This is a genomic window from Paracidovorax avenae ATCC 19860, assembly GCF_000176855.2.
Lineage (GTDB): Bacteria > Pseudomonadota > Gammaproteobacteria > Burkholderiales > Burkholderiaceae_C > Paracidovorax > Paracidovorax avenae.
Map to the genome: position 1 here is coordinate 1853997 of NC_015138.1, position 26613 is coordinate 1880609.

General features: G+C 69.7%; 24 protein-coding genes. 19 read left to right on the forward strand and 5 right to left on the reverse strand.

The features are described 5' to 3' along the window. Positions 1–63 precede the first annotated feature (63 nt). Both ACAV_RS08245 and ACAV_RS08250 read left to right on the forward strand, forming a co-directional pair. Positions 64–1386 carry an Nramp family divalent metal transporter gene (locus tag ACAV_RS08245; protein WP_013594110.1) on the forward strand — a complete coding sequence of 441 codons (1323 nt, stop codon included), beginning with the start codon at positions 64–66 and terminating at the stop codon, positions 1384–1386. Between the two features lie 133 nt (positions 1387–1519). Beyond that, positions 1520–2809: an MFS transporter gene (locus ACAV_RS08250; RefSeq protein ID WP_013594111.1), complete on the forward strand. Its 1290-nt coding sequence runs from the start codon at positions 1520–1522 to the stop codon at positions 2807–2809. A gap of 7 nt (positions 2810–2816) precedes the next feature. On the opposite strand, the gene ACAV_RS08255 is transcribed toward ACAV_RS08250, so the two are convergent. Then, positions 2817–3353, reverse strand: a complete 537-nt coding sequence (locus tag ACAV_RS08255) for a hypothetical protein (RefSeq protein ID WP_013594112.1) — start codon at positions 3351–3353, stop codon at positions 2817–2819. Positions 3354–3498: 145 nt separating this feature from the next. Between ACAV_RS08255 and ACAV_RS08260 the strand changes: the two genes are divergently transcribed. Further along, positions 3499–4062 carry a hypothetical protein gene (locus ACAV_RS08260; protein WP_013594113.1) on the forward strand — a complete coding sequence of 188 codons (564 nt, stop codon included), beginning with the start codon at positions 3499–3501 and terminating at the stop codon, positions 4060–4062. Between the two features lie 36 nt (positions 4063–4098). Here the strand turns inward: ACAV_RS08260 and ACAV_RS08265 are convergent, their stop codons facing one another. Further along, positions 4099–4980, reverse strand: coding sequence for a DMT family transporter (locus ACAV_RS08265; protein WP_013594114.1), 882 nt, complete (start codon positions 4978–4980; stop codon positions 4099–4101). A gap of 155 nt (positions 4981–5135) precedes the next feature. Between ACAV_RS08265 and ACAV_RS08270 the strand changes: the two genes are divergently transcribed. Next, complete coding sequence (locus tag ACAV_RS08270) at positions 5136–5699, forward strand: helix-turn-helix domain-containing protein (RefSeq protein WP_013594115.1); 564 nt, start codon at positions 5136–5138, stop codon at positions 5697–5699. A gap of 112 nt (positions 5700–5811) precedes the next feature. Here the strand turns inward: ACAV_RS08270 and efp are convergent, their stop codons facing one another. The 3 genes from efp to ACAV_RS08285 form a co-directional block, all read right to left on the reverse strand. Beyond that, the gene (efp, locus tag ACAV_RS08275) at positions 5812–6366 is read right to left on the reverse strand and encodes an elongation factor P (RefSeq protein WP_013594116.1); all 555 of its coding nucleotides are present in this window, start codon (positions 6364–6366) and stop codon (positions 5812–5814) included. A gap of 171 nt (positions 6367–6537) precedes the next feature. After that, positions 6538–7653: an elongation factor P maturation arginine rhamnosyltransferase EarP gene (gene earP / locus ACAV_RS08280; RefSeq protein ID WP_013594117.1), complete on the reverse strand. Its 1116-nt coding sequence runs from the start codon at positions 7651–7653 to the stop codon at positions 6538–6540. Then, positions 7650–8555 (reverse strand): LysR family transcriptional regulator, encoded by a 906-nt coding sequence (locus ACAV_RS08285; protein WP_013594118.1) that lies wholly within the window; start codon positions 8553–8555, stop codon positions 7650–7652. Before ACAV_RS08285 ends, earP begins: the two co-directional genes overlap by 4 nt. A 105-nt stretch (positions 8556–8660) precedes the next feature. On the opposite strand from ACAV_RS08285, the gene ACAV_RS08290 reads away from it, so the two are divergent. The 15 genes from ACAV_RS08290 to pgsA all read left to right on the forward strand — a co-directional run bounded on the left by ACAV_RS08290 (position 8661) and on the right by pgsA (position 26419). Further along, positions 8661–9899: a CaiB/BaiF CoA transferase family protein gene (locus tag ACAV_RS08290; protein WP_013594119.1), complete on the forward strand. Its 1239-nt coding sequence runs from the start codon at positions 8661–8663 to the stop codon at positions 9897–9899. Next, positions 9896–10882: a hydroxymethylglutaryl-CoA lyase gene (locus ACAV_RS08295; protein ID WP_013594120.1), complete on the forward strand. Its 987-nt coding sequence runs from the start codon at positions 9896–9898 to the stop codon at positions 10880–10882. The genes ACAV_RS08290 and ACAV_RS08295 overlap by 4 nt, the downstream gene beginning before the upstream one ends. Positions 10883–10967: 85 nt before the next feature. Beyond that, on the forward strand, positions 10968–11969 hold the full coding sequence (locus ACAV_RS08300) for a Bug family tripartite tricarboxylate transporter substrate binding protein (protein WP_013594121.1): 1002 nt from the start codon (positions 10968–10970) through the stop codon (positions 11967–11969). Between the two features lie 51 nt (positions 11970–12020). Next, positions 12021–13004, forward strand: a complete 984-nt coding sequence (locus ACAV_RS08305) for a Bug family tripartite tricarboxylate transporter substrate binding protein (RefSeq protein ID WP_013594122.1) — start codon at positions 12021–12023, stop codon at positions 13002–13004. Between the two features lie 192 nt (positions 13005–13196). Beyond that, entirely contained in the window at positions 13197–14162 is a 966-nt protein-coding gene (locus tag ACAV_RS08310) for a MurR/RpiR family transcriptional regulator (RefSeq protein ID WP_013594123.1), read from the forward strand. Between the two features lie 76 nt (positions 14163–14238). Next, complete coding sequence (locus ACAV_RS08315) at positions 14239–15228, forward strand: isoaspartyl peptidase/L-asparaginase family protein (RefSeq protein ID WP_013594124.1); 990 nt, start codon at positions 14239–14241, stop codon at positions 15226–15228. 52 nt (positions 15229–15280) lie between these two features. Further along, positions 15281–17176: a dipeptide ABC transporter ATP-binding protein gene (locus tag ACAV_RS08320; protein ID WP_013594125.1), complete on the forward strand. Its 1896-nt coding sequence runs from the start codon at positions 15281–15283 to the stop codon at positions 17174–17176. Positions 17177–17202: 26 nt separating this feature from the next. Continuing rightward, on the forward strand, positions 17203–18753 hold the full coding sequence (gene gsiB / locus ACAV_RS08325; protein ID WP_013594126.1) for a glutathione ABC transporter substrate-binding protein GsiB: 1551 nt from the start codon (positions 17203–17205) through the stop codon (positions 18751–18753). Positions 18754–18849: 96 nt separating this feature from the next. Beyond that, entirely contained in the window at positions 18850–19770 is a 921-nt protein-coding gene (gene gsiC / locus ACAV_RS08330) for a glutathione ABC transporter permease GsiC (protein WP_013594127.1), read from the forward strand. A 40-nt stretch (positions 19771–19810) separates the two neighbouring features. Further along, positions 19811–20746, forward strand: coding sequence for a glutathione ABC transporter permease GsiD (gene gsiD, locus ACAV_RS08335; protein ID WP_013594128.1), 936 nt, complete (start codon positions 19811–19813; stop codon positions 20744–20746). Next, positions 20743–21810, forward strand: a complete 1068-nt coding sequence (locus ACAV_RS08340; RefSeq protein WP_013594129.1) for a DmpA family aminopeptidase — start codon at positions 20743–20745, stop codon at positions 21808–21810. The genes gsiD and ACAV_RS08340 overlap by 4 nt, the downstream gene beginning before the upstream one ends. A 58-nt stretch (positions 21811–21868) precedes the next feature. Next, positions 21869–22687: a M55 family metallopeptidase gene (locus tag ACAV_RS08345; RefSeq protein WP_013594130.1), complete on the forward strand. Its 819-nt coding sequence runs from the start codon at positions 21869–21871 to the stop codon at positions 22685–22687. A gap of 276 nt (positions 22688–22963) precedes the next feature. Further along, a complete protein-coding gene (locus ACAV_RS08350) occupies positions 22964–23728 on the forward strand; it encodes an aspartate/glutamate racemase family protein (RefSeq protein ID WP_013594131.1) in 765 nt (254 codons plus the stop codon). A gap of 74 nt (positions 23729–23802) precedes the next feature. Continuing rightward, a complete protein-coding gene (gene uvrC, locus ACAV_RS08355) occupies positions 23803–25815 on the forward strand; it encodes an excinuclease ABC subunit UvrC (protein WP_013594132.1) in 2013 nt (670 codons plus the stop codon). A 37-nt stretch (positions 25816–25852) separates the two neighbouring features. Beyond that, positions 25853–26419, forward strand: a complete 567-nt coding sequence (pgsA, locus tag ACAV_RS08360; RefSeq protein ID WP_013594133.1) for a CDP-diacylglycerol--glycerol-3-phosphate 3-phosphatidyltransferase — start codon at positions 25853–25855, stop codon at positions 26417–26419. Positions 26420–26613: the final 194 nt, after the last annotated feature.

Consider the following 26613-nt stretch of genomic DNA (forward strand, 5'->3'; position numbering starts at 1 on the left):
GCCTATCCGCACGATAGCCGCACCCGGCTCCCTGCGCGCCCGTGGCCTGCATAAGATCGCGGAATGTTCTTCCCGTTGCCGCGCACCGCCACCGCCCCGTTCTGCCCTTCGGAGGTGAAGGGCTCCGTTCGCATCGATCCCGGCCTGCCGTTCCACAAGAAGCTGCTGCGGTACGCGGGCCCCGGGCTGCTGGTGTCCGTGGGCTACATGGACCCGGGCAACTGGGCGACGGACATCGAGGCGGGGTCGCGGTTCGGCTACGGGCTGCTCTTCATCGTGCTGCTGGCCAGCCTGGCGGCGATGCTGCTGCAGGCGCTGTGCGTGCGTCTGGGGTTGGTGGCGCAGAAGGATCTGGCGCAGCTGTGCCGCGAGCGCTACGGGCCCGCGGCCAACCGTTTCCTGTGGGCGGGGGCCGAACTGGCGATCATCGCCTGCGACCTGGCCGAGGTGCTGGGCGGGGCGCTGGCCCTGCACCTGCTCTTCGGGGTGTCGATTCCCGTGGGCATCGGCATCACGGCGTTCGATACGGTGCTGGTGCTGGGCCTGCAGGGTGCGGGCTTCCGGCGGGTGGAAGCGATAGTGCTGGGGCTGGTGGGCACGATCGCGGCCTGTTTCGCGGTGGAACTGGCCTTCGCCCAGCCGCTGTGGTCCGAGGTGGCGATCGGCTTCGCGCCCAGCCTGGAGCGCCTGCAGCAGCCGGGCGCGCTGTACCTCGCCATCGGCATCGTGGGCGCCACGGTGATGCCGCACAACCTGTATCTGCATTCCTCGGTGGTGCAGACCCGGCTGGTGGAAGACAGCGACGCCGGCCGCCGCGAGGCGATCCGCTTCTGCACGCTGGACGCGGTGCTGTCCCTGTCGCTCGCGCTGCTGGTGAACGCGGCCATCATGGTGCTGGCCGCGAGCGCCTTCCACGACCATGGTCGCCAGGACGTCGCCGATATCGCGGACGCTTACCGCCTGATCGAGCCGCTGGTGGGCAGCGCGCTCGCCGCCACGCTGTTCGGCATCGCGCTGCTCGCGTCGGGCCAGAGTTCGACCTTTACCGGCACGATCGCCGGGCAGATCGTGATGGAAGGGTTTCTGGACTTGAAGATTCCCTGCTGGCAGCGCCGCCTCATCACGCGCGTGCTGGCGCTGGTGCCGGCCCTGGTGGGCGTGTGGTGGCTGGGTGACGAGGGCGTGGGCAAGATGCTGGTGCTGAGCCAGGTGGTGCTGAGCTTCCAGCTGCCGTTCGCGATGTGGCCGCTGATCCGGTTCACGGGCGACCGCACGGTCATGGGCCCGTTCGCCAGCGGCCGGACGGTGCGCGTGCTGGCCTGGGGCCTGTTCGGCGTGATCTCGGCGGCCAATGTGTGGCTGGTGGGTTCCGTGCTGGCGGGGTGAGCGGCGTACGCATTTCCACGTAATGCTTTCGCGTACGGTTGGGCTCTAATTTCAGGGTGTCCACTTTTGGTCGCGCCGCCTCCGTCGATGGCGGTGCCTCCTGCCTTCCATGACTCCCACTCCCCATTCCTCCATGGCTTCCGGCAGCGAAGCCGCTCCTTCCGCGCCCGCTTCGTCGAAGCTGGCCACCGTCCTGCGGGTGACGGGCGGCAATTTCATGGAGATGTTCGACTTCTTCCTGTTCGGCTTCTACGCCACGCAGATTTCCAAGGCCTTCTTCCCGGCCGGCAATGAGTTCGCGTCGCTGATGCTGACGTTCATGACCTTCGGCGCGGGCTTCCTGATGCGTCCGCTGGGCGCGGTCTTCCTGGGCGCCTATGTGGACCGGGTGGGCCGCCGGCAGGGGCTGATCGTGACGCTGGCGCTGATGGCGCTGGGCACGCTGCTCATCGCCTGCGTGCCGGGCTACGCCACCATCGGCCTGGCGGCACCGCTGCTGGTGCTGATCGGGCGCCTGCTGCAGGGCTTCTCGGCCGGCGTGGAGCTGGGCGGCGTGTCCGTGTACCTGTCCGAGATGGCCACGCCGGGCCGCAAGGGCTTCTACGTGAGCTGGCAGTCGGCCAGCCAGCAGGTGGCGATCATCGTCGCGGCGGCGCTGGGCTACTGGCTCAACGTGACCTTCGTGCCGCAGGAGATCGCCGACTTCTACTGGCGCGTGCCGTTCTTCGTGGGCTGCCTGATCGTGCCGGTGCTGTTCATCATCCGCCGCTCGCTGCAGGAGACCGAGGAATTCAAGGCGCGCAAGCACCGTCCTTCCACGCGCGAGATCTTCCGCTCCATCATGTCCAACTGGGGCCTGGTGATCGCGGGGATGATGATGGTGTCGATGACGACCGTGTCGTTCTACCTCATCACCGTGTACACGCCCACCTTCGGCAAGAGCGTGCTGCACCTGAGCACGACCGATGCACTGATCGTGACGCTGTGCGTGGCGCTGTCCAACTTCTTCTGGCTGCCGGTGATGGGCGCGCTGTCCGACCGCGTCGGCCGCAAGCCGCTGCTGGTGGCCTTCACCGTGCTGACCATCTTCACCGCCTATCCGGCGCTGAAGTGGCTGGTGGCCGCCCCGGATTTCGCGCGCATGCTGGAGGTGGAGCTGTGGCTGTCCTTCCTCTACGCGAGCTACAACGGCGCGATGGTCGTCGCGCTGACCGAGGTGATGCCGGTGGACGTGCGCACGGTGGGCTTCTCGCTGGCGTACAGCCTGGCGACCGCGGTATTCGGCGGCTTCACGCCGGCCGTCGCCACGGGCCTGATCGAATGGTCGGGCGACAAGGCCGCGCCGGGCTGGTGGATGACGGCCGCCGCGGTCTGCGGCCTGCTGGCCACGCTGCGGCTGTACCGCCGGGCGGCCGGTCGATAGCCCGACCTCAGTTGGTCGGATAGGCCGTGAGGAGGATCCACTGGCCGCCGACCACCTCGAAATCGAGCTGGACGTTCGAGTACTGCGAGGCCGTCTTGGTGGTGCATCGACCCTGGGCATCCGCGGCCGTGCAGTTGAAGCCCCCGATCCGGTCCTTCTTGAGCACGCTGTAGACGGTCACCTTCTGGCGCGCGCTGTTTCCGGAGCAATTGACCGCATTGCCGGTGTATTTCTTCGGGTCGAGGTAGTTGTTCCAGAAACCCTTGTATTCCTCCACGCTGGAGAACAGGGTCTTGGTGGCCTGGCTGCTGCCTTGTGGCGGCGTGGCGCCGAAGATGTGCTGGTTGAGATGGCCGCCCGCGGCATTGTTGTTGGCCGAGACCCCGCTTTGCTGTACGGAGGCGATCGCGCGGCACGGCTCGGCCTGCGCGCCTTGCGTGTGCAGGCCTGTGGCAAGAAGCAGCGCGGCGAGCAGGGGCGTGGCGGCGGGCCCGCGGGTGGGGCGGGGAAAGCGCGTGGCCTGGGTCGGGTCGGTGGTGGTCATGGTGTGTTCTCCCTGGAGAAAAAGCTCCATGGCCATTTTTGGCGGTGCCCGGCGCCCGGCACTGAAGGGCGGCTGAATCGTTCTGAAAAGCGCTGAACGGCTGGCGCGGCCTCGACAGGGAGATTTCCGGTCCAATAATGGGCGCATGAGCCTGATCGACCACTACCTGCCGCGCCACCAGTTCGCCGAGGAGCACAGCCGGCACATCCCGGCGTCGCCGGCCCGCGTGCTCGATGTGCTCGGTCGCCCGGAAGTGCTGGACGACCCGATCGCCCGCGGATTGATCGCGCTGCGCGAGACGCCCGACCGCCTCGCCGGCCGGCTGGGATTCGCCTCCCGCCTGCAGCACCGCCCCTCGTTCAGCATTGCCAACTTCACGCCCCTCGGGCGGGACGGCGACCGCGAGGTGGCGTATGGCCTGGCGGGCCGATTCTGGCAATCGGACTATGGACTGGTCGGGATGCGCGACGCGGCAGCTTTCGAGGCCCTGGATCCGGCGGGCATCGCCAAGCTGGTGATGAACTTCACGGCGGCTCCGGAAGGCGCCGGAACGCGGCTGACGACGCGCACCCGCGTCTGGTGCGGCGACGAGGCGGCACTGCGGCGATTCCGCCTGTACTGGCTGCTGATCAGGCCGGCGAGCGGGCTGATCCGCCGGCGCCTGCTCCAGCGCGCGCATGACGCGGCGCTGCAGCCTCTTCCCTCCTGACGGCGTTATCGGCCCGCTGCAGGCTCCGGGCCACGCTCAACGGAGCAGGGAGCCGATCCGCCAGCCGAAGTGGGTCCCCGCCACGGCCCACAGGATCGCCAACGCGCCGCCGATCTGCACCGGCCCGAGCCGATGCCCGAAGGCCCAGGCATCGACCAGGATGGCCACGATGGGATAGATGAACGACAGCACGCCGACCGTGGACGTCGGCAGCTTCTGGATGGCGCTGTAGAGCAGCGTGGACATGAGGCCCGTATGGATGCCCCCGATAGCTGCCAGCAGGGCCCAGGTGGCCGGGGCCGGGGCGCCCGTGGGCAGGGCGGCGAACGGCAGCAGAAGCACGCTGCCCACGACGAGCTGGATCAGAACGATCAGGCGGGCCGGCACGTCGCGCAGTCGCTTGGTGACGGCGGCCGCCAGCGCGTAGAAGAATGCGGCGGCCAGCGCGAGCCCGAACCCGAAAAGATAGCCCGGCGGCGGCGTGCCGGACGCCGTTCCGCCGATGACGATGAGCACCAGCCCGACGAATGCCAGGCCCAGCCACGCCCCTTGGGAAGGCGTCATCCTTTCGCCGAAGAACAGCGCGCCGAGCGCCGACAGCATGAAAGGCTGGGTGTGGTAGGTGACGGTCGCAATGGCGATGGAGGCATGCGAATAGGCTGCGAAGAGCAGGGCCCAGCTGGCGGCGAGCGCCACGCCACCGAGGGCCGCCATCCCGGCCTGCCGCAGGCCGATGCCACGAAGGCTTTCCCGATGCTTGCCGATGCAGATCAATGCAAGTGCCAGGGCCCCGAAGGCGCAGCGCCAGAACACCACCGAGGCCGCCGGCATTCCGGTCAGCAGTACGCACCAGCCTACGGTGCCGGCGATGACCATCGCCGTGGTCATCTGCAGCATGCCGGCGGTTCTCGGATTCATGGGCGGACTCCGTAGGGTTACGCCGGGATCGGCGCCAAGCGGGGAAGGGGGATGTTCGTGTGCCTGTTCTTCAAAAAGAACAGGTGATCGGTATGATGTGTTTTTACTGTCTGTTCGTCAAGTCGAACGATTGTTTTCTTTGTTGGATGAGAACCATGGCTTCCTTGCCCCTTGCATCGCCGATCGACTTGCTGGCATCCGCCGTCCGGCGTGAACGGGAGCGGCTCGGCCTTTCCGTGTCGGAACTGGCCAAGCGCGCCCGGATCGCCAAATCCACCCTGTCGCAGCTCGAGGCCGGCAGCGGCAACCCCAGCCTGGAAACGCTCTGGGCACTGGCGACGGCGCTGGGTGTGCAGGTGACGCGGCTGATCGCCGAGCCCCTGGCGGACGTGCATGTCGTCCGGGCGAACGAAGGCGTGGCGCTGGCGTCCGAGCAGGCGAACTACGCCGCAACGCTCCTGGCCGTGTGTCCCGCCGGCATGCAGCGCGACCTCTACCGCCTGGCGGTGCAGCCTGGGGAACCCCGGGCATCGGACAGCCACCTGCCCGGTACGGTGGAGCATGTCGTGCTGTGCAGCGGCCGCGCCCGTGTCGGGCCGGCCGGCCGGCCGGTGGAACTGGCCCCGGGGGACTATGCCCGGTATGCGGCGGACGCGAGGCATGTATTCGAGGCGCTCGAGCCGAACACCACGGCAGTCCTGCTGATCGAGCATCCCTGAGCCCCCACGCGCCTGCCCTGGCCGTGCAACGAAAAAGGCACCGGCCATGTGAATGGCGGGTGCCTTCTTCCGGGGCGGACGGGATGGGCGCGCCGCGCGGCGCGCAGCCCGCTCAGACGCGCTTGCGGTATTCGCCCGTGCGGGTGTCGATTTCGATCTTGTCGCCCTGGTTCACGAACAGGGGCACCGGCACTTCGAAGCCGGTGGCGATCTTGGCGGGCTTGAGCACCTTGCCGGACGTGTCGCCCTTGACGGCGGGCTCGGTCCAGGTGATTTCGCGCTCGACGCTGGTGGGCAGTTCGACCGAGATGGCCTTGCCGTCGTAGAACACCACTTCGACGGACATGCCGTCTTCCAGGTAGTTCAGCGCGTCGCCCATGTTCTCGGCTTCGACTTCGTACTGGTTGTACTCGGAGTCCATGCACACGTACATCGGGTCGGCGAAGTAGGAGTAGGTGCACTCCTTCTTGTCCAGGATCACGTTGTCGATCTTGTCGTCGGCCTTGAACACCACTTCGGTGCCCATGTTGTTCAGCAGGGCCTTGAGCTTCATGCGCACGGTGGCGGCGCCGCGGCCACCGCGTGCGTATTCGGTCTTGAGGACGATCATCGGGTCCTTGCCGTGCATGATCACGTTGCCGGCGCGGATTTCTTGAGCGATTTTCATAGCAGGTCTGCCTGGGTTGGGGCCGCTCAACGCACCGGAGCGCCCGCCGAAGGCCGGGCGGCGAGCGCGGCGGTGCGGCAAGGGCGCCGGGCAGGTTCCGCGGCGGAGGGATGCGCCGGCCGGCATGCGGAACTACGCGTGCCGCCCCTTTTGGGCGCAAAACCCCGGATTTTAGCTTTTTTCCTGGACGAACCCGAGCAACTGCGTCACGAGGTCGTCCTGCGCGAACAGGCGGCCGCGTGCCGCCTGCACGCAGTCGTGCCACTCGGCGAGGTGGGAGGCTGTCAGTGAGGGCAGGGCGGCCGGGTCCGCGATGCCGTTCCAGGCGTGGTGGAAATGCCGCAGCGCGGCCGGCGCCTGCAGCCAGTCGAGGAAGGCGTCGAGCTTGGCATGGTGCGCGCCGTCGTCCTGCGGATAGATGTGCCAGACGAAGGGCTGCCCGGCCCAGAGCGCGCGCACCAGCGAATCCTCGCCGCGCACGGCGTTCAGGTCGCAGGCCCACAGCATTTCGTCGAATCCGGGCTGGGGGCAGTGCGGCAGCCAGGTGATGGCCGGCCGGCCGGGGGGCGGGGCCTCCGCGGCCGGGCTGCCCGCCAGCGCGGCTCGCACGGCGGCCGTGGCGCGCCCCGGGGTGGCCAGCAGGTGGGCGCGCGGCGCTTCGCCGAGGCGGCGCAGCAGGGCGAGCAGCCCGGCGGGCTCATAGCAGAACAGCGAGACGGCCAGTGCGTCCGGGGCCACGCCGTGGCGGGCCCGCCAGGCGGTGCGGTCGAAGGCTGCCTGGCGCGCGGCCAGGTCCGGCTCGCGCAGCAGCCCGCCCGTGCGCGGCGTGAAGCCCGGGTAGAAGAACCAGCGGGTGCGTCCGGCGGCGGGGCCGGAGAAAAGCGGCGAAGGCAGGCGGTGGCTGCGCTCGACGTACGCTTCGGCCGAGAGGTATTCCAGGTTGATCCACAGGGGGCGCTGGTCGGCCTGCGGCCCGTCGGCGGCGGGCAGGCGGGCGAGGAAGGCCTCGGGGATGTCGCAGCCGAAGGCCTCGACGAGCACGTCGCCAGGCCCGGCGGACATCGATGCGGCGGACATCGCACCGGCGGCGGGCCAGGGCCGCACCTGCACGCCCGGTGCGCCCTCGGGCGCCATCCAGGCGAGGGCGGTAGCGTCGTCGGTCCACAGACGCACGCGGTGGCCCAGGGCGCCAAGCTGGGCCGCGAGGCGCCAGCAGACGCCGATGTCGCCGAAGTTGTCGATGACGCGGCAGAAGAGGTCCCAGGACAGGGGGCGGGCGGCGGTCATGGCGCGGCCTCCGCGGGTGGCGCCGCGCGCAGGTGGTCCACGAGCAGGCGCGCCGCGCTGGAGAGCGCATCGCCTTCCCGCACGCACAGCGACAGCTGGCGCCGTGCCCAGGGCTCGGCGAGCGCTACGGTGCGCAGCGGCAGGGTGCCCAGGTAGAGCCGCGCACTGCCGCGCGGCAGCACGCCGACGCCGAGCCCGGCGGACACCATCAGGCAGAGGGCGTCGTAGCTGGTCACCTGGATGCGCAGCCGCAGGGGCTGGCCGGCTTCCGCGGCGGCGCGCGTGAGCAGGTTGTTGATGGCGCTGCCCGGGTGCACGCCGACGAAGTCGCAATGCAGCGCCTCGGCCAGGCGCACGCTGCGGCGCCGCGCCAGGGCATGGCCCCGCGGCGCCACCAGCACCAGCTCGTCCTCCCGGTAGGGCAGCAGCGCCACGCGGTCGCCGTAGTTGCCGTGGTTGAGGATGCCGATGTCGGCCGCGTTTTCCGCCACGGAGCGGGCGATGGCGCTGCTGATCTGTTCCTCCAGCCGCACCTGCACCTGGGGGTGGGCCGCCATGAAGCGCTGCAGGTCTCCGGGCAGGAACTGGGTGATGGCCGATATGTTGGCCACCACGCGCACCTGGCCCCGCACCCCGGCGCGGAAGTCGCCCATCTGTGCGGCGATGCCGTCCAGGTCGTTGAGCACGCCGCGCGCCAGGTGCAACAGCGCGTAGGCGGCGGCCGTGGGCTCGCTGCCGCGGTTGCTGCGCGCGAACAGGTCCACGCCGAGGGCATCCTCCAGTTCCGCGAGCCGGCGGCTGGCGGCCGAGGCGGCGATGTGCTCGCGCGCGGCGGCGCGGGCGATGGCGTTCTCTTCCATCACCGCCACGAACAGGCGCAGGGACACGGGATCGAGTTTCATGGGCGCTAGTCTGCCATGCCGTTTTGCGATGGCACCTTCTCGATTGGGCGTTTTGCGGCCGTGCCGGTGCTGGGCATGATGCGCGCCATGCAGGAGACGACATCCATGGAATCCAGGCACGCGCAGGCACCCGCCCCGTCCGCCACCCCGACGACCCCCGCGGCCCTGGCCGGTGTACGGGTGATCGAGATGGGCCAGCTCATCGCCGGGCCGTTCTGCGGCAAGACCCTGGGCGAATTCGGTGCCGAGGTGGTGAAGATCGAAGCCACCGGCACGGGCGATCCGCTGCGCAACTGGCGCATGCTCAAGGAGGGCACGTCGGTCTGGTGGCAGGTGCAGTCGCGCAACAAGCGCTCGGTGGCGCTGGACCTGCGCGTGCCCGAAGGGCAGGACATCGCGCGCCGGCTCATCGCCGAGGCCGACGTGCTGATCGAGAATTTCCGCCCCGGCACGCTGGAAGGCTGGGGCATGTCGCCCGAGGAACTGCATGCGCTCAACCCCGGCCTGGTCATCCTGCGCATCTCGGGCTACGGCCAGACGGGGCCGTACCGCGACCTGCCGGGCTTCGGCGTGATCGGCGAGGCCATGGGCGGCCTGCGGCACCTGACGGGCGAGCCGGGCCGCGTGCCGGTGCGCGTGGGGGTGTCGATCGGCGACACGCTGGCGGCGCTGCACGGCGCCATCGGCGTGCTCACGGCGCTCTACCACCGCAAGGTGAACGGCGGACAGGGGCAGGTGATCGACGTGGCGCTGCACGAGGCGGTGTTCAACGTGATGGAAAGCTTGATCCCCGAATACAGCGCCTTCGGCGCGGTCCGCGACGCCGCCGGCAGCGCGCTGCCGGGCATCGCTCCGTCCAACGCCTACCCCTGCACGGACGGCTGGGTGCTGGTGGCGGGCAATGGCGACAGCATCTTCCGGCGGCTGATGGAGGCCATCGGCCGGCCGGACCTGGCCGCGGCGCCCGACCTCGCGAGCAATGCCGGCCGCGTGGCGCGCGTGCAGGAAATCGACGCCGCGATCGGTGCCTGGACGGCGCAGCGCACCGTGGCCGAGGTGATGGAGACGCTCGCCGCCGCGCGCGTGCCCGCCGGCAAGGTCTATACGGCGCGGGACATCGCGGAAGACCCGCACTACCGGGCCCGAGGCATGCTGCTGCCGCAGGCGACGCGCGACGGCTACACGGTGGAGGTGCCGGGCATCGTGCCCAAGCTCTCGGCCACGCCGGGCACCATCCGCTCCAGCGCCCCGCACTTGGGCGACGACACCGACGCGGTGCTGCGCGAGGCCGGCCTGAGCGATGCCCAGATCGCGCTGCTGCGCGAAAAGGGGGTGGTGCAATGAACGGCAACGCGACCCAACCCGTGTGGCACGGCGCCGGGCGCCGCATCCGCATGCAGGAGGTAGGCACGCGCGATGGCTTGCAGATGGAGCAGGCCTTCGTGCGCACCGAAGACAAGATCGCACTGGTGGACGCCCTGTCGGATGCGGGCTTGGCCAAGATCGAGGTGACGGCCTTCGTGTCGCCCACGGCGATCCCGGCGCTGCGCGACGCCGAGATCGTGATGCGCGAGATCGCGCGCCGCCCCGGCGTCGTCTATGCCGCGCTGGTGCCGAACGTGCGCGGCGCGGAGCGCGCGATCGAGGCGCGCACCGACGAGCTGAACCTGGTGATGTCCGCCAGCGAGACGCACAACCTGGCCAACCTGCGCATGATGCGCGCGCAGTCCTTCGCATCGCTCGCGCAGGTGGTGGCCACGGCGCAGGGCGCGGGCGTGGCGGTGAACGTGTCGCTCTCGTGCGTGTTCGGATGCCCGATGGAAGGCGATGTGGCCGAATCCGAAGTGTTCGGGTGGGTGCAGCGTTTCGCGGACCTGGGCGTGGGCGGCATCACGCTGTGCGACACGACCGGCATGGCGTACCCGGCGCAGGTGGTGGCACTGGTGGCAGCGGCGCGCGCGCGCTGGCCTGGCATGGTCTTCACCCTGCATTTCCATAACACGCGCGGCATGGGCCTGGCCAACGTGCTGGCGGCGATCGACGCTGGCGCGGACCGTTTCGACGCATCGCTGGGCGGCCTGGGCGGCTGCCCCTATGCGCCGGGGGCCTCGGGCAACGTCTGCAGCGAGGAGGTCGTGCATGCGCTGGAGCTCATGGGCTACGACACGGGCGTGGACCTGCCCGCGCTGCTCGCGGCCGCGCGGCGCCTGCCGGCGCTCATCGGCCATGACATTCCCGGCCAGCTCGCCAAGGCCGGCCGGCGCCTGGACCTGCATCCGGCGCCTGCGGATTTCGAGGCCATCCGGGAGCGTGCGATGGCGCGATAGCACCCGGCCAAGACAGCCATGGCGGGTGCGCAAACGCCGGGCAGAGCAGACCAGAAAACACAACGACGACAGGAGACAAAAACCCATGCCCACGCTCCCATTCCCCTCCGGCCACCTGCCGCGCCGCCGCGCGCTGCAGGCCCTCGCCGCAGCCCTCTGCGCTCCCGCCCCGTTCGCCCGGGCGCAGGACGGCTACCCCTCCAAGCCCATCACGCTGGTCGTGCCGCAGGCCGCCGGCGGCGCCAACGACGCGATCGCGCGGGTGGTGGCGCAGCGCCTGTCCGAGCAAATGGGCCAGAGCGTGGTGGTGGACAACCGCCCCGGCGCGGGCGGCACCCTCGCCACCGCGGCCACGGCACGCGCGAAGCACGACGGCTACACCCTGCTGCTCACGGCCGACAGCGCCCATGTGATCGGCCCGGCGCTCTACCGCAATCCCGGCTTCGATCCGGTGAAGGATTTCGAGCCGGTCGCGCCCGTGGCCACGGCGGGCTACGTGCTGGTCGCGCACCCGTCGTTCCCCGCGAACGACATCGCGGGCCTGATCGCGCTCGCCAAGGCGAAGCCCGGGGAATACGCGATCGCCTCGGCGGGCAACGGCACGCTCAACCACCTGATCGGCGAGATGCTGCAGAAGGCCGCGGGCATCCGGCTGCAGCACGTGCCCTACAAGGGATCGGCCGCCGCCGCGACGGACGTGGCCGGCGGGCAGGTGCCGCTGTCGGTGCAGAGCCTGCCTTCCTGCATCGCCTTCATCAAGGCCGGCAAGCTCAAGGTGCTGGGCGTGGTCAACAGCCGCCCCGTGGCCGCGCTGCCGGGCGTGCCTACCATCGGCCAGACGCTGCCGGGCTTCGGCCAGTCGCCCTGGTATGCGCTGTTCGCGCCGGCCGGCACGCCCGCGCCCATCGTCGCGCGCCTGCAGGCCGAGGTGGCCCGCGCGCTGGAGCAAAAGGACGTGGTGGACAAGCTGGCCGGCGTGGGCTGCGAGCCGTTCAAGGGCACGTCCGCGCAGCTCGGTGCGCTGGTGCGGGCGGAACTGCCGCAATGGGCGCGCGTGGTGAAGGAAACCGGCGCCACCGTGGATTGACGGGGCACGGCGCCGCGCAACGCAACAGATAGCAACCCAGGAGACATCGACATGCGACATTCCCTTCCACGCCGCCGGCTCGCGCTGGCCGCCCTGGCCGCCTGCGCAGCCCTGCCGCTGGCCGCGGCGGCGCAGGGCAACTACCCCTCCAAGCCGGTCACCCTCGTCGTGCCCACCGCGGCCGGCGGTACCACCGACCTGTCGGCACGCATGCTCGCGCAGGCGCTGGGCCCCGTGCTGGGACAGTCGGTGGTGGTGGACAACAAAGGCGGCGGCAACGGCAACATCGCGGCCGGCGCCGTGAAGCGCGCGGAGCCGGACGGCTACACGCTGCTCATGCAGTATTCGGGCTACCACGTGATCTCTCCGCTGCTCACGGCGCAGAAGACCTGGGACATGGGTGACTTCCAGCCGGTGGCGAACGTGCTCTCCGCGCCGCAGATCATCGTGGTGCGCGACGGCCTGCCCGTGAAGACGCTGGGCGAACTGATCGCCTACGCGAAAGCGAATCCCGGCAAGCTCAACTACGCCTCGTCGGGCAACGGCTCGCTGCAGCACGTGACGGGCGCCATGCTGGAACAGCAGGGCGGCGTGAAGATGGTGCACGTCCCCTACAAGGGCACGGGCCCCGCGCTGCAGGACCTGCTGGGCGGGCAGGTGGACCTGACCTTCGGCACGGCCCCGCCCTTCATGCCGCACATCCAGTCGGGCAAGCTGCGCGTGCTGGCCGTGACGGGCCGGGAGCGGCTGCCCAGCCTGCCCAACGTGCCCACCACGGCGGAAGCGGGCTATCCGAAGGTGGATGCCACGTCGTGGTTCGCACTGTTCGCGCCGGCCGCCACGCCGCGCGCAGTGGTGGACAAGCTGGTGGCCGACGTGCGCACCGTGGTGCAGAACCCCGCATTCCAGCAGAAAGCGCTGGAGCAGGGCGCCACGGCGGACTACCAGGGGCCGCAGCAACTGGGCGCGCGCGTGAAGGCCGACCTCGCCAACTGGGCGCAGGTGGTGAAGGCCGCGAATATCCAGGCGGAATAAAGCCTGCGCACCTTGTTTCAGGGTTTTCCCCATTGCGGCCACGTGCCGCATTTCAGGGCCTCCATGCACCGCATGGGGGCTTTTTTCTTGCTGCGCCGCACCATGCGGGTGCAGTGGCGAAATCGCTTTGAATGATTGATTTTTTTCTTTAATATGACGCCGTTGTAAATTTTTTCTCAACGCCCCACACTCATGTCCGACTTTCCCGAAACCGCCAGCGAAGCCGTGTCGATCGCGATCCGCATCGGCCGCGCGCGCCCCACGCTGACGCGTTCGCACCAGCAGATGGCGGACTACGTGCTCGCGCATCCGCTGCAGGCGGCAACGATGCCGATCGACGAACTGGCGTCGGCGGTGGGGGTGTCCATCGCCACGGCCAACCGCTTCGCGCGGGCCGTGGGCCTGGATGGCTACCCGATGCTGCGGGCCGAACTGGTCAAGGGTTTCGAGGCCATGCTGGCGCCCATCGAGAAGATGCGCATCAAGCTGGAAAAGCCCACGTCCATCCACGACGTGTTCGCGGCCGCACTGGAGGAAAGCCAGCGCAACATCGCCGCCACGCGCGACGCGCTGGATCCTGCCGCCTGCGAAGCCGCGGTGCAGGCGCTGCTGGGCGCACGGCGCATCTACCTGGCGGGCTTCGGCGCGAGCGGCTGGCTGGCCGGCCTGCTGCAGCGCGGGCTGGATGCGTACTGCGACAACGTGCACCTGCTCTCGGGCGTGGGCGGCGCGTCGTACGGCGCGCGCCTGCTGCCGCGCATGGGCTCCGAAGACCTGTTCGTCGCGATCAGCTACCCGCGCTATCTCACCGACACCGTCGTGCTGGCGCAGGGCGCCTTCGAGCGCGGCGTGCCCGTGCTGGCGCTCACCGACGGCGCACGCTCGCCGCTCGTGCCCTTCGCGCGCGTCTGCCTGTTCGCGCAGACCGAGAACCAGTACGCGGCCAACTCCGAATCCTCGGCACTGGCGCTGATCGAGGCACTCACCAGTGCCGTGGCGCACCAGTCCCGCGGGTCCGTCAAGACCGCCGCGCGCATGACCGAGGCGGTGCTGCCGTGGCTGCACGACAGCGCGCACAGCCGGCTCTCGCCGCGGTCTGCCGAGGCCGGAATCCGCAAGGCGGAGCTCCGGCCCGCCCCACGGGGCCCGGGGCGCTGAGAAGCCGCCCCCCCACTGCCTTTTCGCTGCCTGTCCGCCGCCTGGCCCTTCTTTCGCTTTGCCGCCGCCTGCCCGCATGAACGCTTTCCACGCATCTCCTTCGACTCCCGCCGCGCCGGTAATCGCCATCCATGGCGGTGCGGGCACGCTGAGCCGCGCGCACATCAGCCCCGCGCAGGAGCAGGCCTACCACGCCGCGCTGCAGGATGTGCTGCGCGCGGGCCAGGCCGTGCTCGCGCAGGGCGGCAGCGCGGTGGATGCGGTGTGCGAAGCCGTGCGCCTGCTGGAGGAATGCCCGCTGTTCAATGCCGGCCATGGCGCGGTGTTCACGGCCGATGCCACGCACGAGCTGGACGCGGCGGTGATGGACGGCGCGGGCCTGGCCGCCGGCGCCGTGGCGGGCGTGGCGCACGTGCGCAATCCGGTGCTGGCCGCCCGCGCGGTGATGCAGCACGGCCAGCATGTGCTCATGGCCGGCGACGGCGCCGAGCGCATGGCGCGCGACGCGGGCCTGGCGATGGTGGAGCCGCCCTATTTCTCGACGGATGCGCGCCGCGCGCAGCTGGAGGCCGCGCGCGCCAGCCAGCGCGGTGCCGTGCTGGACCACGACGGCGCCGCCGCGCTGGCGGAGCGCCCGCTGGACGAAGGCCGCAAGATGGGCACGGTGGGCGCCGTGGCGCTGGACGTGCACGGGCACATCGCCGCTGCCACCTCCACGGGCGGCATGACCAACAAGCGCCCCGGCCGCGTGGGCGACAGCCCGCTGATCGGCGCGGGCACCTATGCCGACGACCGCACGGCGGCCGTCTCCTGCACCGGGCACGGCGAGAGCTTCATCCGCGCGGCGGCCGCGCACGATGTGTGCGCGCGCATGGCCTACGGCGGCCTCGGCCTCGCGCAGGCCGCAGATGCCGTGGTGCACGGCGCCCTGGCCGCCATCGGTGGCACCGGCGGCCTGATCGCCGTGGACCGCCTGGGCAATGTCTGCCTGCCGTTCAACACCGAGGGCATGTACCGCGGTCTGGCCCGCGTGGGCGCATCGCCCGAAACCTTCATCTACCGCTGAGCACCCGGCATCCGCCTGTACGCCGCCAACGACCGCATTTCCTCCCGGCCCCATGAAATCCAACGTCCCGACCTCTCCCTCGACCCTCGTCCTGCCCGAGCAGCGCGTGCTGGCCGTCGATGACCTGACCATCCGCTTCGCGAATTCCGAGCGCACGGTGGATGCCGTGCGGAACCTGTCCTTCCACGTGGACCGCGGCGAGACGCTGGCCATCGTGGGCGAATCGGGCTCGGGCAAGTCCGTCACCTCCCTGGCGCTGATGCGGCTCGTGGAGCACGGCGGCGGCAGGATCATCGGCGGTTCGGTGGCATTGCGCCGCCGCAACGGCCAGGTGCTGGACGTGGCACGCGCCAGCAACGCCGTGATGCGCGACGTGCGCGGTGCCGACGTGGCCATGATCTTTCAGGAGCCGATGACCTCGCTCAACCCCGTGTTCACCGCGGGCGAGCAGATCGCCGAATCCATCCGCGTGCACCAGGGCAAGGACCGGGCCGCCGCGCGGGCCGAGGCGCTGCGCATGCTGGAGCTGGTGCGCATCCCCGAGGCGCGCAACGTGCTGGACCGCTTCCCGCACCAGCTCTCGGGCGGCATGCGCCAGCGCGTGATGATCGCCATGGCGCTGTCGTGCAAGCCGCAGCTGCTGATCGCCGACGAGCCCACCACCGCGCTGGACGTGACCATCCAGGCGCAGATCCTGCAGCTCATCCGGCAGCTGCAGGACGAGATGCACATGGGCGTGATCTTCATCACCCACGACATGGGGGTGGTGGCCGAGGTGGCCGACCGCGTGCTGGTGATGTACCGCGGCGACAAGGTGGAAGAGGGCGCGTCGGACCGCATCTTCGCCGCGCCGCAGCATACCTACACCCGCGCGCTGCTGTCGGCCGTGCCCAAGCTCGGCGCCATGCAGGGCACGGACCTGCCGCGCCATTTCGAACTGCTCGGCGCCGATGGCACGGTCCAGGCGCAGCCGGTGCTCGAATCCACGCCCGCGGACACCCGCCCGGCAGGCGTGCAGCCCATCCTGCGCGTGAAGGACCTGGTGACGCGCTTCGACCTGCGCGCCGGCCTGCTCAACCGCGTGAAGCGCCGCGTGCACGCGGTGGAGCGCGTGAGCTTCGACCTCTATCCCGGCGAGACCCTGGCCCTGGTGGGCGAGTCCGGCTGCGGCAAGTCCACCACCGGCCGCTCGCTGCTGCGCCTGGTGGAGAGCCAGAGCGGTGCCATCGAGTTCGGCGGCCGCAACATCCTCGACCTGCCCACGTCCGAGGTGCAGGCCCTGCGCCGCGACATCCAGTTCATCTTCCAGGATCCGTTCGCGTCGCTCGACCCGCGCCTCACGGTGGGCTTCTCGATCATGGAGCCGCTGCTGGTGCACAAGATCGGCACCCGCGAAGAGGCCCAGGCCCGCGTGGACTGGCTCATGGAGAAGGTGGGACTGCCGCGCGAGCATGCGCAGCGCTACCCGCACGAGTTCTCCGGCGGCCAGCGCCAGCGCATCGCCATCGCACGCGCCCTGGCGCTCAACCCCAAGGTGGTGGTGGCCGACGAATCCGTCTCGGCGCTCGACGTCTCCATCCAGGCGCAGATCGTCAACCTGATGCTGGACCTGCAGCGCGAGCTCGGCGTGGCCTTCCTCTTCATCTCGCACGACATGGCGGTGGTGGAGCGCATCAGCCACCGCGTGGCGGTGATGTTCCTCGGCCAGATCGTGGAGATCGGCCCGCGCCGGGCGATCTTCGAGAACCCGCAGCACGCCTACACGAAGAAGCTCATGGCTGCCGTGCCCATCGCCGATCCGGCGCGCCGCCATCTCAAGCGGGCGCTGCTGGACGGCGATATTCCCAGCCCCATCCGCGCCATCGGCGACGAGCCCGCGGTGCAGCCGCTGGTGGAAGTGGGGCCGGGGCATTTCGTCGCGCGCCACTCCATCGCCAACCTGTACTGATGTTCCTTTCCCAACCGGAGTCCACCATGAAGAAGACCCCCGCTTCCCGCCGCGTCGCCGCCAGCCTGCTGGCACTGGCCGCCCTGTCCGCCACCGGCTCGGCGCTGGCCGCCGGCAATGCCGTGCTGGCCATCTACCAGCAGCCCGAAACGCTGGATCCGTACAACACCAACACGACCATCACCACGGCCGTCACCAAGAGCTTCTACGAAGGCCTGTTCGCTTTCGACAAGGACATGAAGCTCAAGAACGTACTGGCCGAGAGCTACGAAGTCTCCAAGGACGGCCTGGTGTACACCTTCAAGCTGCGTTCGGGCGTGAAGTTCCACGACGGCACCGACTTCAATGCCGCCGCTGCCAAGGCCAACCTGGACCGCGTGATGGATCCGGCCAACCGCCTGCTGCGCGCCAACCAGTTCAACCGCGTGGCCAAGGTCGAGGCCGTGAACCCGCAGACCCTGCGCATCACGCTCAAGGAGCCCTTCGGCCCCTTCATCAACGCGCTGGGCCACGCCTCCGCCGCGATGATCTCCCCCGCCGCACTCGCCAAGTGGGGCAACAAGGACATCGCCTTCCACCCCGTGGGCACGGGCCCGTTCGAATTCGTCGAGTGGAAGCAGACCGAAGCCATCGTCGGCAAGAAGTTCGCCAACTACTGGAAGAAGGGCTACCCCAAGGTCGACCAGGTGACCTGGAAGCCGGTGACCGAGAACAACACCCGCGCCGCCATGCTGCAGACGGGCGAGGCCGACTTCGCCTTCACGCTGCCCTATGAGCAGGTCGCCACGCTCAAGAAGAGCGACAAGGTGGATGTGGTGACGGCACCCTCCATCATCCAGCGCTTCCTGACGTTCAACATGCTGCAGAAGCCCTTCGACAACCTGAAGGTGCGCGAGGCCATCGGCTACGCCATCAACAAGGAGGCGCTGTCCAAGGTGGCCTTCAATGGCTACGCTTTCCCGGCCCAGGGCTTCGTGCCGCAGGGCGTGGAGTACGCCGTGAAGATGCAGCCGATTCCCTACAACGTCGCCAAGGCCAAGGAACTGCTCAAGGAAGCCGGCTACCCCAACGGCTTCGAGACCACGCTGTGGAGCGGCTACAACAACACCACCAGCCAGAAGGTGATCCAGTTCCTGCAGCAGCAGCTGCAGCAGGTGGGCATCAAGGTGTCGGTGGAGGCGCTGGAGCCCGGCAAGCGGGCGGAGCTGGTCGATGCCTGGCCCGATCCGAAGACCGCCAAGGCGCGCCTCTACTACATCGGCTGGTCGTCCTCCACCGGCGAGGCCGACTGGGCGCTGCGCCCGCTGTTCTCGACCGAATCGTGGGCACCGAAGCTGGCCAACTACGCCTTCTACAGCAACCCCGTGGTGGATGACTCCATCGCCAAGGCCCTGCTGACCACCGACGGCGGTGAGCGTGCCGCGCTCTACAAGGCCGCGCAGGAGCAGATCGCCAAGGACCTGCCGCGCATCCCGCTGGTGACCGAGGAAGTGCTCTACGCCCACGCCAAGCGCCTCTCTGGCGTGTACGTGATGCCCGACGGCAACATCAACAGCGACGAGATCTCGCTGAAGTAAGCCCCGGTGTCCGGCCCCCCGCATGCCGCGGGGGCCCTTTTCCCGTTTTCGTTCCGCTCCCGTTTTCCCCTCGCTGCGCACCGCAGCGCCGCACCCATGCTGAACTATTTCCTCAAACGACTGCTGGGGCTCCTGCCCACGCTGCTGATCGTGGCGGTACTGGTGTTCCTCTTCGTCCACATGCTGCCGGGCGACCCCGCGCGCCTGGCCGCCGGGGTGGACGCCGACGAGGCCACCGTGCAGGTCGTGCGCCATGAGCTGGGTCTCGACAAGCCCCTGCCCGAGCAGTTCGTGCACTTCTTCTCGCGCATGGTGCAGGGGGATTTCGGCACGTCCATCCGCACCCGCCGCCCCGTGGCCGCCGAGATCGGCGAGCGTTTCATGCCCACGCTGCTGCTCACCCTGGCCGCCATGGCCTGGTCGGTGGTGCTGGGCATGGGCATCGGCATCCTCTCGGCCGTCTATCGCAACCGCTGGCCCGACCGGCTGGGCATGACGCTCGCGGTGTCCGGCATTTCCTTTCCCGCCTTCGCGCTGGGCATGACGCTGATGCAGGTGTTCTCGGTGGAGCTCGGCTGGCTGCCCACCGTGGGCGCCGACAGCTGGAAGCACTACATCCTGCCCTCCATCACGTTGGGCGCCGCGGTGGCCGCGGTGATGGCGCGCTTCACGCGCGCCTCCTTCGTCGAGGTGGTGCAGGAGGACTTCGTGCGCACCGCGCGCGCCAAGGGCCTCAACGAGCGCACCGTGGTGCTCAAGCACTGCCTGCGCAACGCGCTCATCCCGGTCGTCACCATGATGGGCCTGCAGTTCGGCTTCCTGCTGGGCGGCTCGATCGTGGTGGAGGCGGTCTTCAACTGGCCCGGCCTCGGCCGCCTGCTGGTGGACGCCGTGACCATGCGCGACTACCCCGTCATCCAGACGCTGGTGCTGCTTTTCTCGCTGGAGTTCATCCTCATCAACCTGGTGGTGGACATGCTCTACGGCTTCATCAACCCGACCATCCGCTACAAGTGAAGCGCACGGACCGGACCCCTCCCACTGACGAAGACTCGGTATGACCACGCCCTCCATTCCCACGCCTCCCGACGCCGCCCAGCTCGCGGCGGCCTCGGTGGCCCCCGCCGCCGGCGCCTCCACGGTGCGCACGCCCTGGCGCGAGTTCTGGCGCAAATTCAAGAAGCAGCACGTCGCGGTGGCCGCGCTGGTGTTCGTCGTTCTGCTCGTCGCCGTGGCCGTGCTGGCCCCCGCCATCGTGCCGTTCGATGCGGAGAACTTCTTCGACTACGACCGGATCAACGACGGCCCCTCGGCCATGCACTGGTTCGGCGTCGATCCGCTCGGCCGCGACATCTTCAGCCGCATCCTGATGGGCGCGCGCATCTCGCTGGCCGCGGGCTTCCTCTCCGTGGCGATCGGCTGCCTGATCGGCACCACGCTGGGCCTGCTCGCCGGCTACTACGAAGGCTGGTGGGACCGCATCGTGATGCGCATCTCCGACGTGCTGTTCGCCTTCCCCGGCATCCTGCTGGCGCTGGGCGTGGTGGCCATCCTCGGCAGCAGCATGACCAACGTGGTGGTGGCCGTGGCAGTGTTCAGCGTGCCCGCCTTCGCGCGGCTGGTGCGCGGCAACACGCTGGTGCTCAAGCAGATGACCTACATCGAGTCCGCGCGCAGCATCGGCGCATCGGACTGGACCATCATCGTGCGGCACATCCTGCCCGGCACCATCTCGTCCATCGTCGTGTATTTCACGATGCGCGTGGGCACCTCGATCATCACGGCTGCCAGCCTGTCGTTCCTCGGCATGGGCGCGCAGCCGCCGACGCCGGAGTGGGGCGCCATGCTCAACGAGGCACGCGCCGACATGGTGAACGCGCCGCACGTCGCGCTGTTCCCGAGCCTCGCCATCTTCCTCACGGTGCTGGCCTTCAACCTGCTGGGCGACGGCCTGCGCGACGCGCTGGACCCCAAGATCGACCGGCAGACATGAGCGTGCGCGACCCCGCCGCCATGGCGCCGCCGCGCATCGGCCTGCTGGATGCCGGCCCCCGGGACGCGATCACGGACGTGGCCGGTGTCACCGTCGGCCATGCCACGCTGGACGACGGCCCGGTGCAGACCGGCGTGACGGTGATCCATGCCCACGCGCAGGATCCGTACCGCCACAAGGTGCCGGCCGGCGCCGCGGTCATCAACGGTTTCGGCAAGAGCACGGGCCTGGTGCAGCTGGAAGAGCTGGGCCAGCTCGAGACGCCGATCGCACTCACCAATACCTTCTCCGTCGGCGCGCTGGCGCAGGCGCAGATCCGCGACTGCGTGCGCACCAACCCCGAGACCGGGCGCGCCCTGCCCACCGTCAATCCGCTGGTGCTGGAGTGCAACGACGGCTACCTGAACGACATCCAGCGCATGGCCGTGGGCGAGAGCCACTACCGCGCGGCCTGCGACGGCGCGGGCGTGCAGATGGCCCAGGGTGCGGTCGGCGCGGGGCGGGGCATGTCCAGCTTCCAGTGCAAGGGCGGCGTCGGCACCGCGTCGCGCCGCGTGCCCCTGCACGGCCGCGGTACCTGCACCGTGGGTGCGGTGGTGCTGGCCAACTACGGCCTGCTGCCGAACCTGGTCTGGGGCGGCGCACCGATCGGTGCGGCCCTGGCCGGCGCGCTCCATGCCGAAGAGCAGGCCGCTGCCCGCGCCGCGGAGAAGGGCTCCATCATCATGGTGCTCGCCACCGATGCGCCCCTGGACGCCCGCCAGCTGCGCCGCCTGGCCTGGCGGGCCGCCGCAGGCCTCGCGCGCACGGGCTCGGTCTATGGCCACGGCAGCGGCGACATCGCCCTGGCGTTCTCGACCGCCTACACCCTGCCGCACCTGCCGCAGGAGCCGATGCCGGCTGTGGCGATGGTGCACGAAGGCCTGCTCGACGGACTGTTCCAGGCCGCGGCCGACAGCGTGGAGCAGGCCATCGTCCACGCGCTCTGGCATGCGGAAACCGTCACCGGCAGGGACGGGCATTGCCGCCGCGCGCTGCGCGACCTGCTTTCCAGGGCCGGCTGATCCCATCCATCCCAACCGGGCACGTCCGTCGTTTCCCTTTTTCCGTCCAGTGCAGTCCATGAAAATCCTCATCTCCGTTGATATCGAAGGCGTGGCCGGCGTCTATCACCCCGAGCAGGTGCGCGCCGGCAACCCGGAATACGAGCGCGCACGGCGCCTCATGGCCGCGGAGGCGAATGCCGCCATCGCCGGGGCGTTCGACGGCGGTGCCGCCGAGGTGTTCGTCAACGATTCGCACGGGGGCTTTAGGAACATGCCGCCGGACCTGCTCGATCCGCGCGCCCAGGCCATCCAGGGCAAGCCGCGCTACCTGAGCATGGTGGCCGGCGTTGAACTGGGCGTGGACGGCGTATGCTTCATCGGCTACCACGCGAAATCGCGGGCCCACGGCATCCTGGCCCACACCATCAACAGCTTCGCGTTCGCCCGCATCTCGCTCAACGGGCGCGAACTGGGCGAAGCCGGCATCTACGGCGCCCTGGCGGGGGCCTATGGCGCGCCGGTGATCGCCGCTTCCGGCGACGATGCCTTCATCGCGGAGACGCGGGACCTGTTCCCGCACGCGCATTTCGTGCAGACCAAGCGCGCCACGGGCGCCAACAGCGGCATCAGCCTGTCACCGGAACGCGCCTGCGCGGCCATCCGGGAAGGCGTGTCCCAGGCCACCGCCCGGGCCGGACAGGCCCGGCCGTTCCGCATCGAGGGCCCCGTCACGGTGGATCTGGAGGCGCAGTCGGTGGCGCTGGCGGACCTGTTCTGCCAGTGGCCCACGCTGGAGCGCACGGCGCCCGACGCGCTGCGCTTCACCGCGCCCGATACCGAATCGGCGGTGCGGATGATCAATGGGCTCTCCGCCATGTCCAGCATGCTGAGATAGGGAACACCCCCCTGAGGCGCTACGCGCCTTCCATGCAGCCGCCGGAGGCGGCAGCCCTTCGGGCACGTCCAAGCCTGCACAGGCAGGCTCGGAGCCGCGGCCCTCAGCCCCTTTCCCGCCGTGCATGGCACGGCGGGCAGGGTGACGACGCCGGTGGCCCGGCGAAGCCGATTCCACGGCGTCTGCTGGCGTGGCCTGCTCCGCGGCCTTCTGAAGGTTGCGGCAGCGCCGGTTGCCTGGATTGCGCACAATGCTGATGTTTCCTGAGTCAAAGAAATGAACGCACCTGAGAATTCGTCCGTGGCTGCCATGCCCGCGATGACCGTCGGCATCCTGGCCGGCATGGGCCCGGCCGCGGGCGTGGATTTCGCGCGGCTGTTCGTGCGCGCGTCGGAACAATGGCTGCGCGACCATGGCCAGGCCGTGCGCGATCAGTCGTTCCCCGAGCACTGGATCGCCCAGGTACCGGTGGCGGACCGCACACAGGCCCTGCGTGATCCGGGGGCGCCGCAGCCGCTCGAGGGGCTGGTGTCGGCGCTGGAGCGCCTGGCCGCGGTGGGCGCCCGCGCCGCGGCCATGTCGTGCAATACGGCGCATGCCTGGCATGCGGCGCTGCAGGAGCGCGTGCCGGGCGTGGAGCTGCTGCATATCGCGCGGGAGACCGCCGCCGAACTGCAGCGCCGCGGGATCCGCCGCGCGGCGCTGCTGGCCACGCAGGGCACCTACGGCATGGGCCTGTACGACGAGGCCTTCGACACGCATGGCGTGGAGTGCGTGCTGCCCTCCGCCGAGGCGAAGGAATGGCTCATGGAAGGCATCTACGACGGCGTGAAGGCCGGCGACATGGCCCTGGCGCGCCGGCGGTTCGCCGAGGTGGGCCAGGCGGTGCGCGCGCAGCATGGCGACGTTCCGCTCGTCATGGCCTGCACGGAAATTCCCCTGGCGCTGCCCGATGCGCCGGAGGCCGCCGGCTGGACGCTGGTGGATCCGTCCGGAATCCTCGCGGCTGCCCTGGTGCGCCGCGCCTACGGCGGGTACTGACAAAGCCCGGCCGGGCACGGGCCATCGCACGGCCCCGCCCGGCGCGGCCGTGCGTGCCGGCCACAATACGCACCATGTCCGATGTGCACTCCGATGAACTGCTCGCGCAGGTGGCCTCGCTGCCACCCCTGCCGGGCGTGTACCGCTATTTCGACGCCCAGGGCGGGCTGCTCTACGTGGGCAAGGCCCGCAACCTGAAAAAGCGCGTTTCCAGCTACTTCACCAAGACCCATGGGGGCACGCGCATCGGCCACATGGTCGGCAAGATCGCGCGGCTGGAGACCACCGTGGTGCGCTCCGAGGCCGAGGCGCTGCTGCTGGAAAACAACCTCATCAAGTCGCTGAACCCGCGCTACAACATCCTGTTCCGCGACGACAAGAGCTATCCCTACCTGAAGATCACGGGCGTTGCCGCGCGCGACGGCACCGGCGAGCCGCCCGGCCAGCGCTTTCCGCGCGTGGCCTACTACCGCGGGTCCGTGGACAAGCGGCACCGGTACTTCGGCCCCTATCCCGGCGCCTGGGCGGTGAAGGAGACCATCCTGCTGCTGCAGAAGGTGTTCCGGCTGCGCACCTGCGAGGACACTGTCTTCGCCAACCGCACGCGCCCCTGCCTGCTCTACCAGATCAAGCGTTGCTCGGGCCCTTGCGTGGACCTCATCTCTCCCGAAGCCTACGCACTGGACGTGCGCAACGCCGACGCCATGCTGCGTGGCGAGACCAAAGAACTGCTCGAAGCCCTGGAGGCGCGCATGATGGCGCACTCCGAACGGCTGGAGTTCGAGCAGGCGGCGGATATCCGCAACCAGATCACGGCGCTCTCGCGCGTGCTGCACCAGCAGGCGATCGAGACGGTCTCCGACAAGGACGTGGACATCCTGGCCGTGAAGGTGCTGGGCGGCCGCGCCTGCGTCAACCTCGCCATGGTGCGCGGCGGCCGCCACCTGGGCGACCGGCCGTACTTCCCCGTCCACGTGGAAGACGCGGCCGCGGTGTACCAGCTGGAGGAGGGGGCTGACGGGAGCGATGGCCCCGATGGCGCTGCCGAAACGGCAGGCCCGGCGGAGGCGTCGCCCGCCGCGCCCCGCACACCCCAGCGCTCGCTGGAAGTGCAGGTGCTGGAGGCCTTCATCGCCCAGCACTACATCGGCGTGCCGGTGCCGCCCGTGCTCGTCACCAGCGAGCCGGTGGACCGCGCGCTGCTGGAGGCGCTCTCGCTGCAGGCCGGCATCCGCGTGGGTGCGGTGCACCAGCCGCGCGAGCAGCGCCGCGCCTGGCTGGACATGGCGCAGAAGAACGCCGACATCCAGCTCGCGCGGCTGCTCTCCGAAGAGGGCTCCCAGCAGGCGCGCACGCGCGCGCTGGCCGAGGCCCTGGACCTGCCCATGGACGACCTGGAATCGCTCACCATCGAGTGTTTCGACATCTCCCACACGGCGGGCGAGGCCACGCAGGCGTCGTGCGTGGTCTTCCACCACCACCGCATGCAGAGCAGCGAATACCGCCGCTACAAGATCGAAGGCATCACCGGCGGCGACGATTACGCCGCCATGCGGCAGGTGCTCACGCGGCGCTACAGCAAGGTGGTGGAGGCGCAGCGCGAGGCCGGCGGTGCCGAGCCGGCCCCCGGGCAGGCGCGCCTGCCGGACCTGGTGCTGATCGACGGAGGCAAGGGGCAGGTGAGCATGGCGCGCGAAGTGTTCACCGAGCTGGGCCTGGAGCTGTCGCGCATCGTCGGCGTGGAGAAAGGCGAGGGCCGCAAGGTCGGGCTGGAGGAACTCGTCTTCGCCGACGGCCGCGAGAAGATCTACCTCGGGCGCGACTCCGCCGCGCTCATGCTGGTGGCCCAGATCCGCGACGAGGCCCACCGCTTCGCCATCACCGGCATGCGCGCCGCGCGCGCCAAGGTGCGCGTGGGCGGCGGGCAGCTGGAGGAGATCCCCGGCGTGGGGCCCAAGAAGCGCGCGCGCCTGCTGCAGCGCTTCGGCGGGGTGCGGGGCGTGGCGGCGGCCAGCGTGGAGGACCTGGCCACGGTGGACGGCATCTCGCTGGAGCTCGCGCAGGAGATCTACCGGGCGCTGCGCTGAGCGGGCGGCTGCCATGGTGGCATGACACAATCGCCCCATGTTCCTGACCATCCCCACCATCATGACCTGGACGCGCATCGTCGCGATACCCTTGATCGTGGGCGTGTTCTACGCGCCGCTGGAGCCGGCCACGCGCAACCTCATCGCCACGGTGATGTTCGTGGTCTTCGCAGCGACCGACTGGCTCGACGGCTACCTGGCGCGCAAGCTGAACCAGACCTCCTCCTTCGGCGCCTTCCTCGACCCGGTCGCCGACAAATTCCTCGTCTGCGCGTCGCTGCTCGTGCTCGTGCACCTGCAGCGTGCCGACGTGTTCGTGGCGCTCATCATCATCGGCCGGGAGATCGCGATTTCCGCCCTGCGAGAGTGGATGGCGCAGATCGGCGCCTCCCGCAGCGTGGCGGTGCACATGCTGGGCAAGGTGAAGACCACGGTGCAGATGGTCGCCATCCCGTTCCTGCTCTACGACGGGCGCGCCGGCGCCATCGACACGGGTGTCTGGGGCACGTGGCTGATCTGGCTGGCCGCGGTGCTCACCGTGTGGTCCATGGTCTATTACCTGCAGAAGGCTTTGCCGGAGATCCGCGCGCGCGTCAAGCGCTGACCGTGCAGGCGCTGCCGCATGTCAATGGGGGCTTGCGATAGAGCGCGCGGCGCCCGTTGCGCAAACCCCGCGCATCGCCTGGCGCCTCCGGAATTGCCGCTAAAATCCACAGTTTCCGCCGTCGCAAAACGGCCCGTTGTATTGACACCCGGAAAGTCGATGGCTTTAATCTGGCACAGCGGCATCTGCCCCAT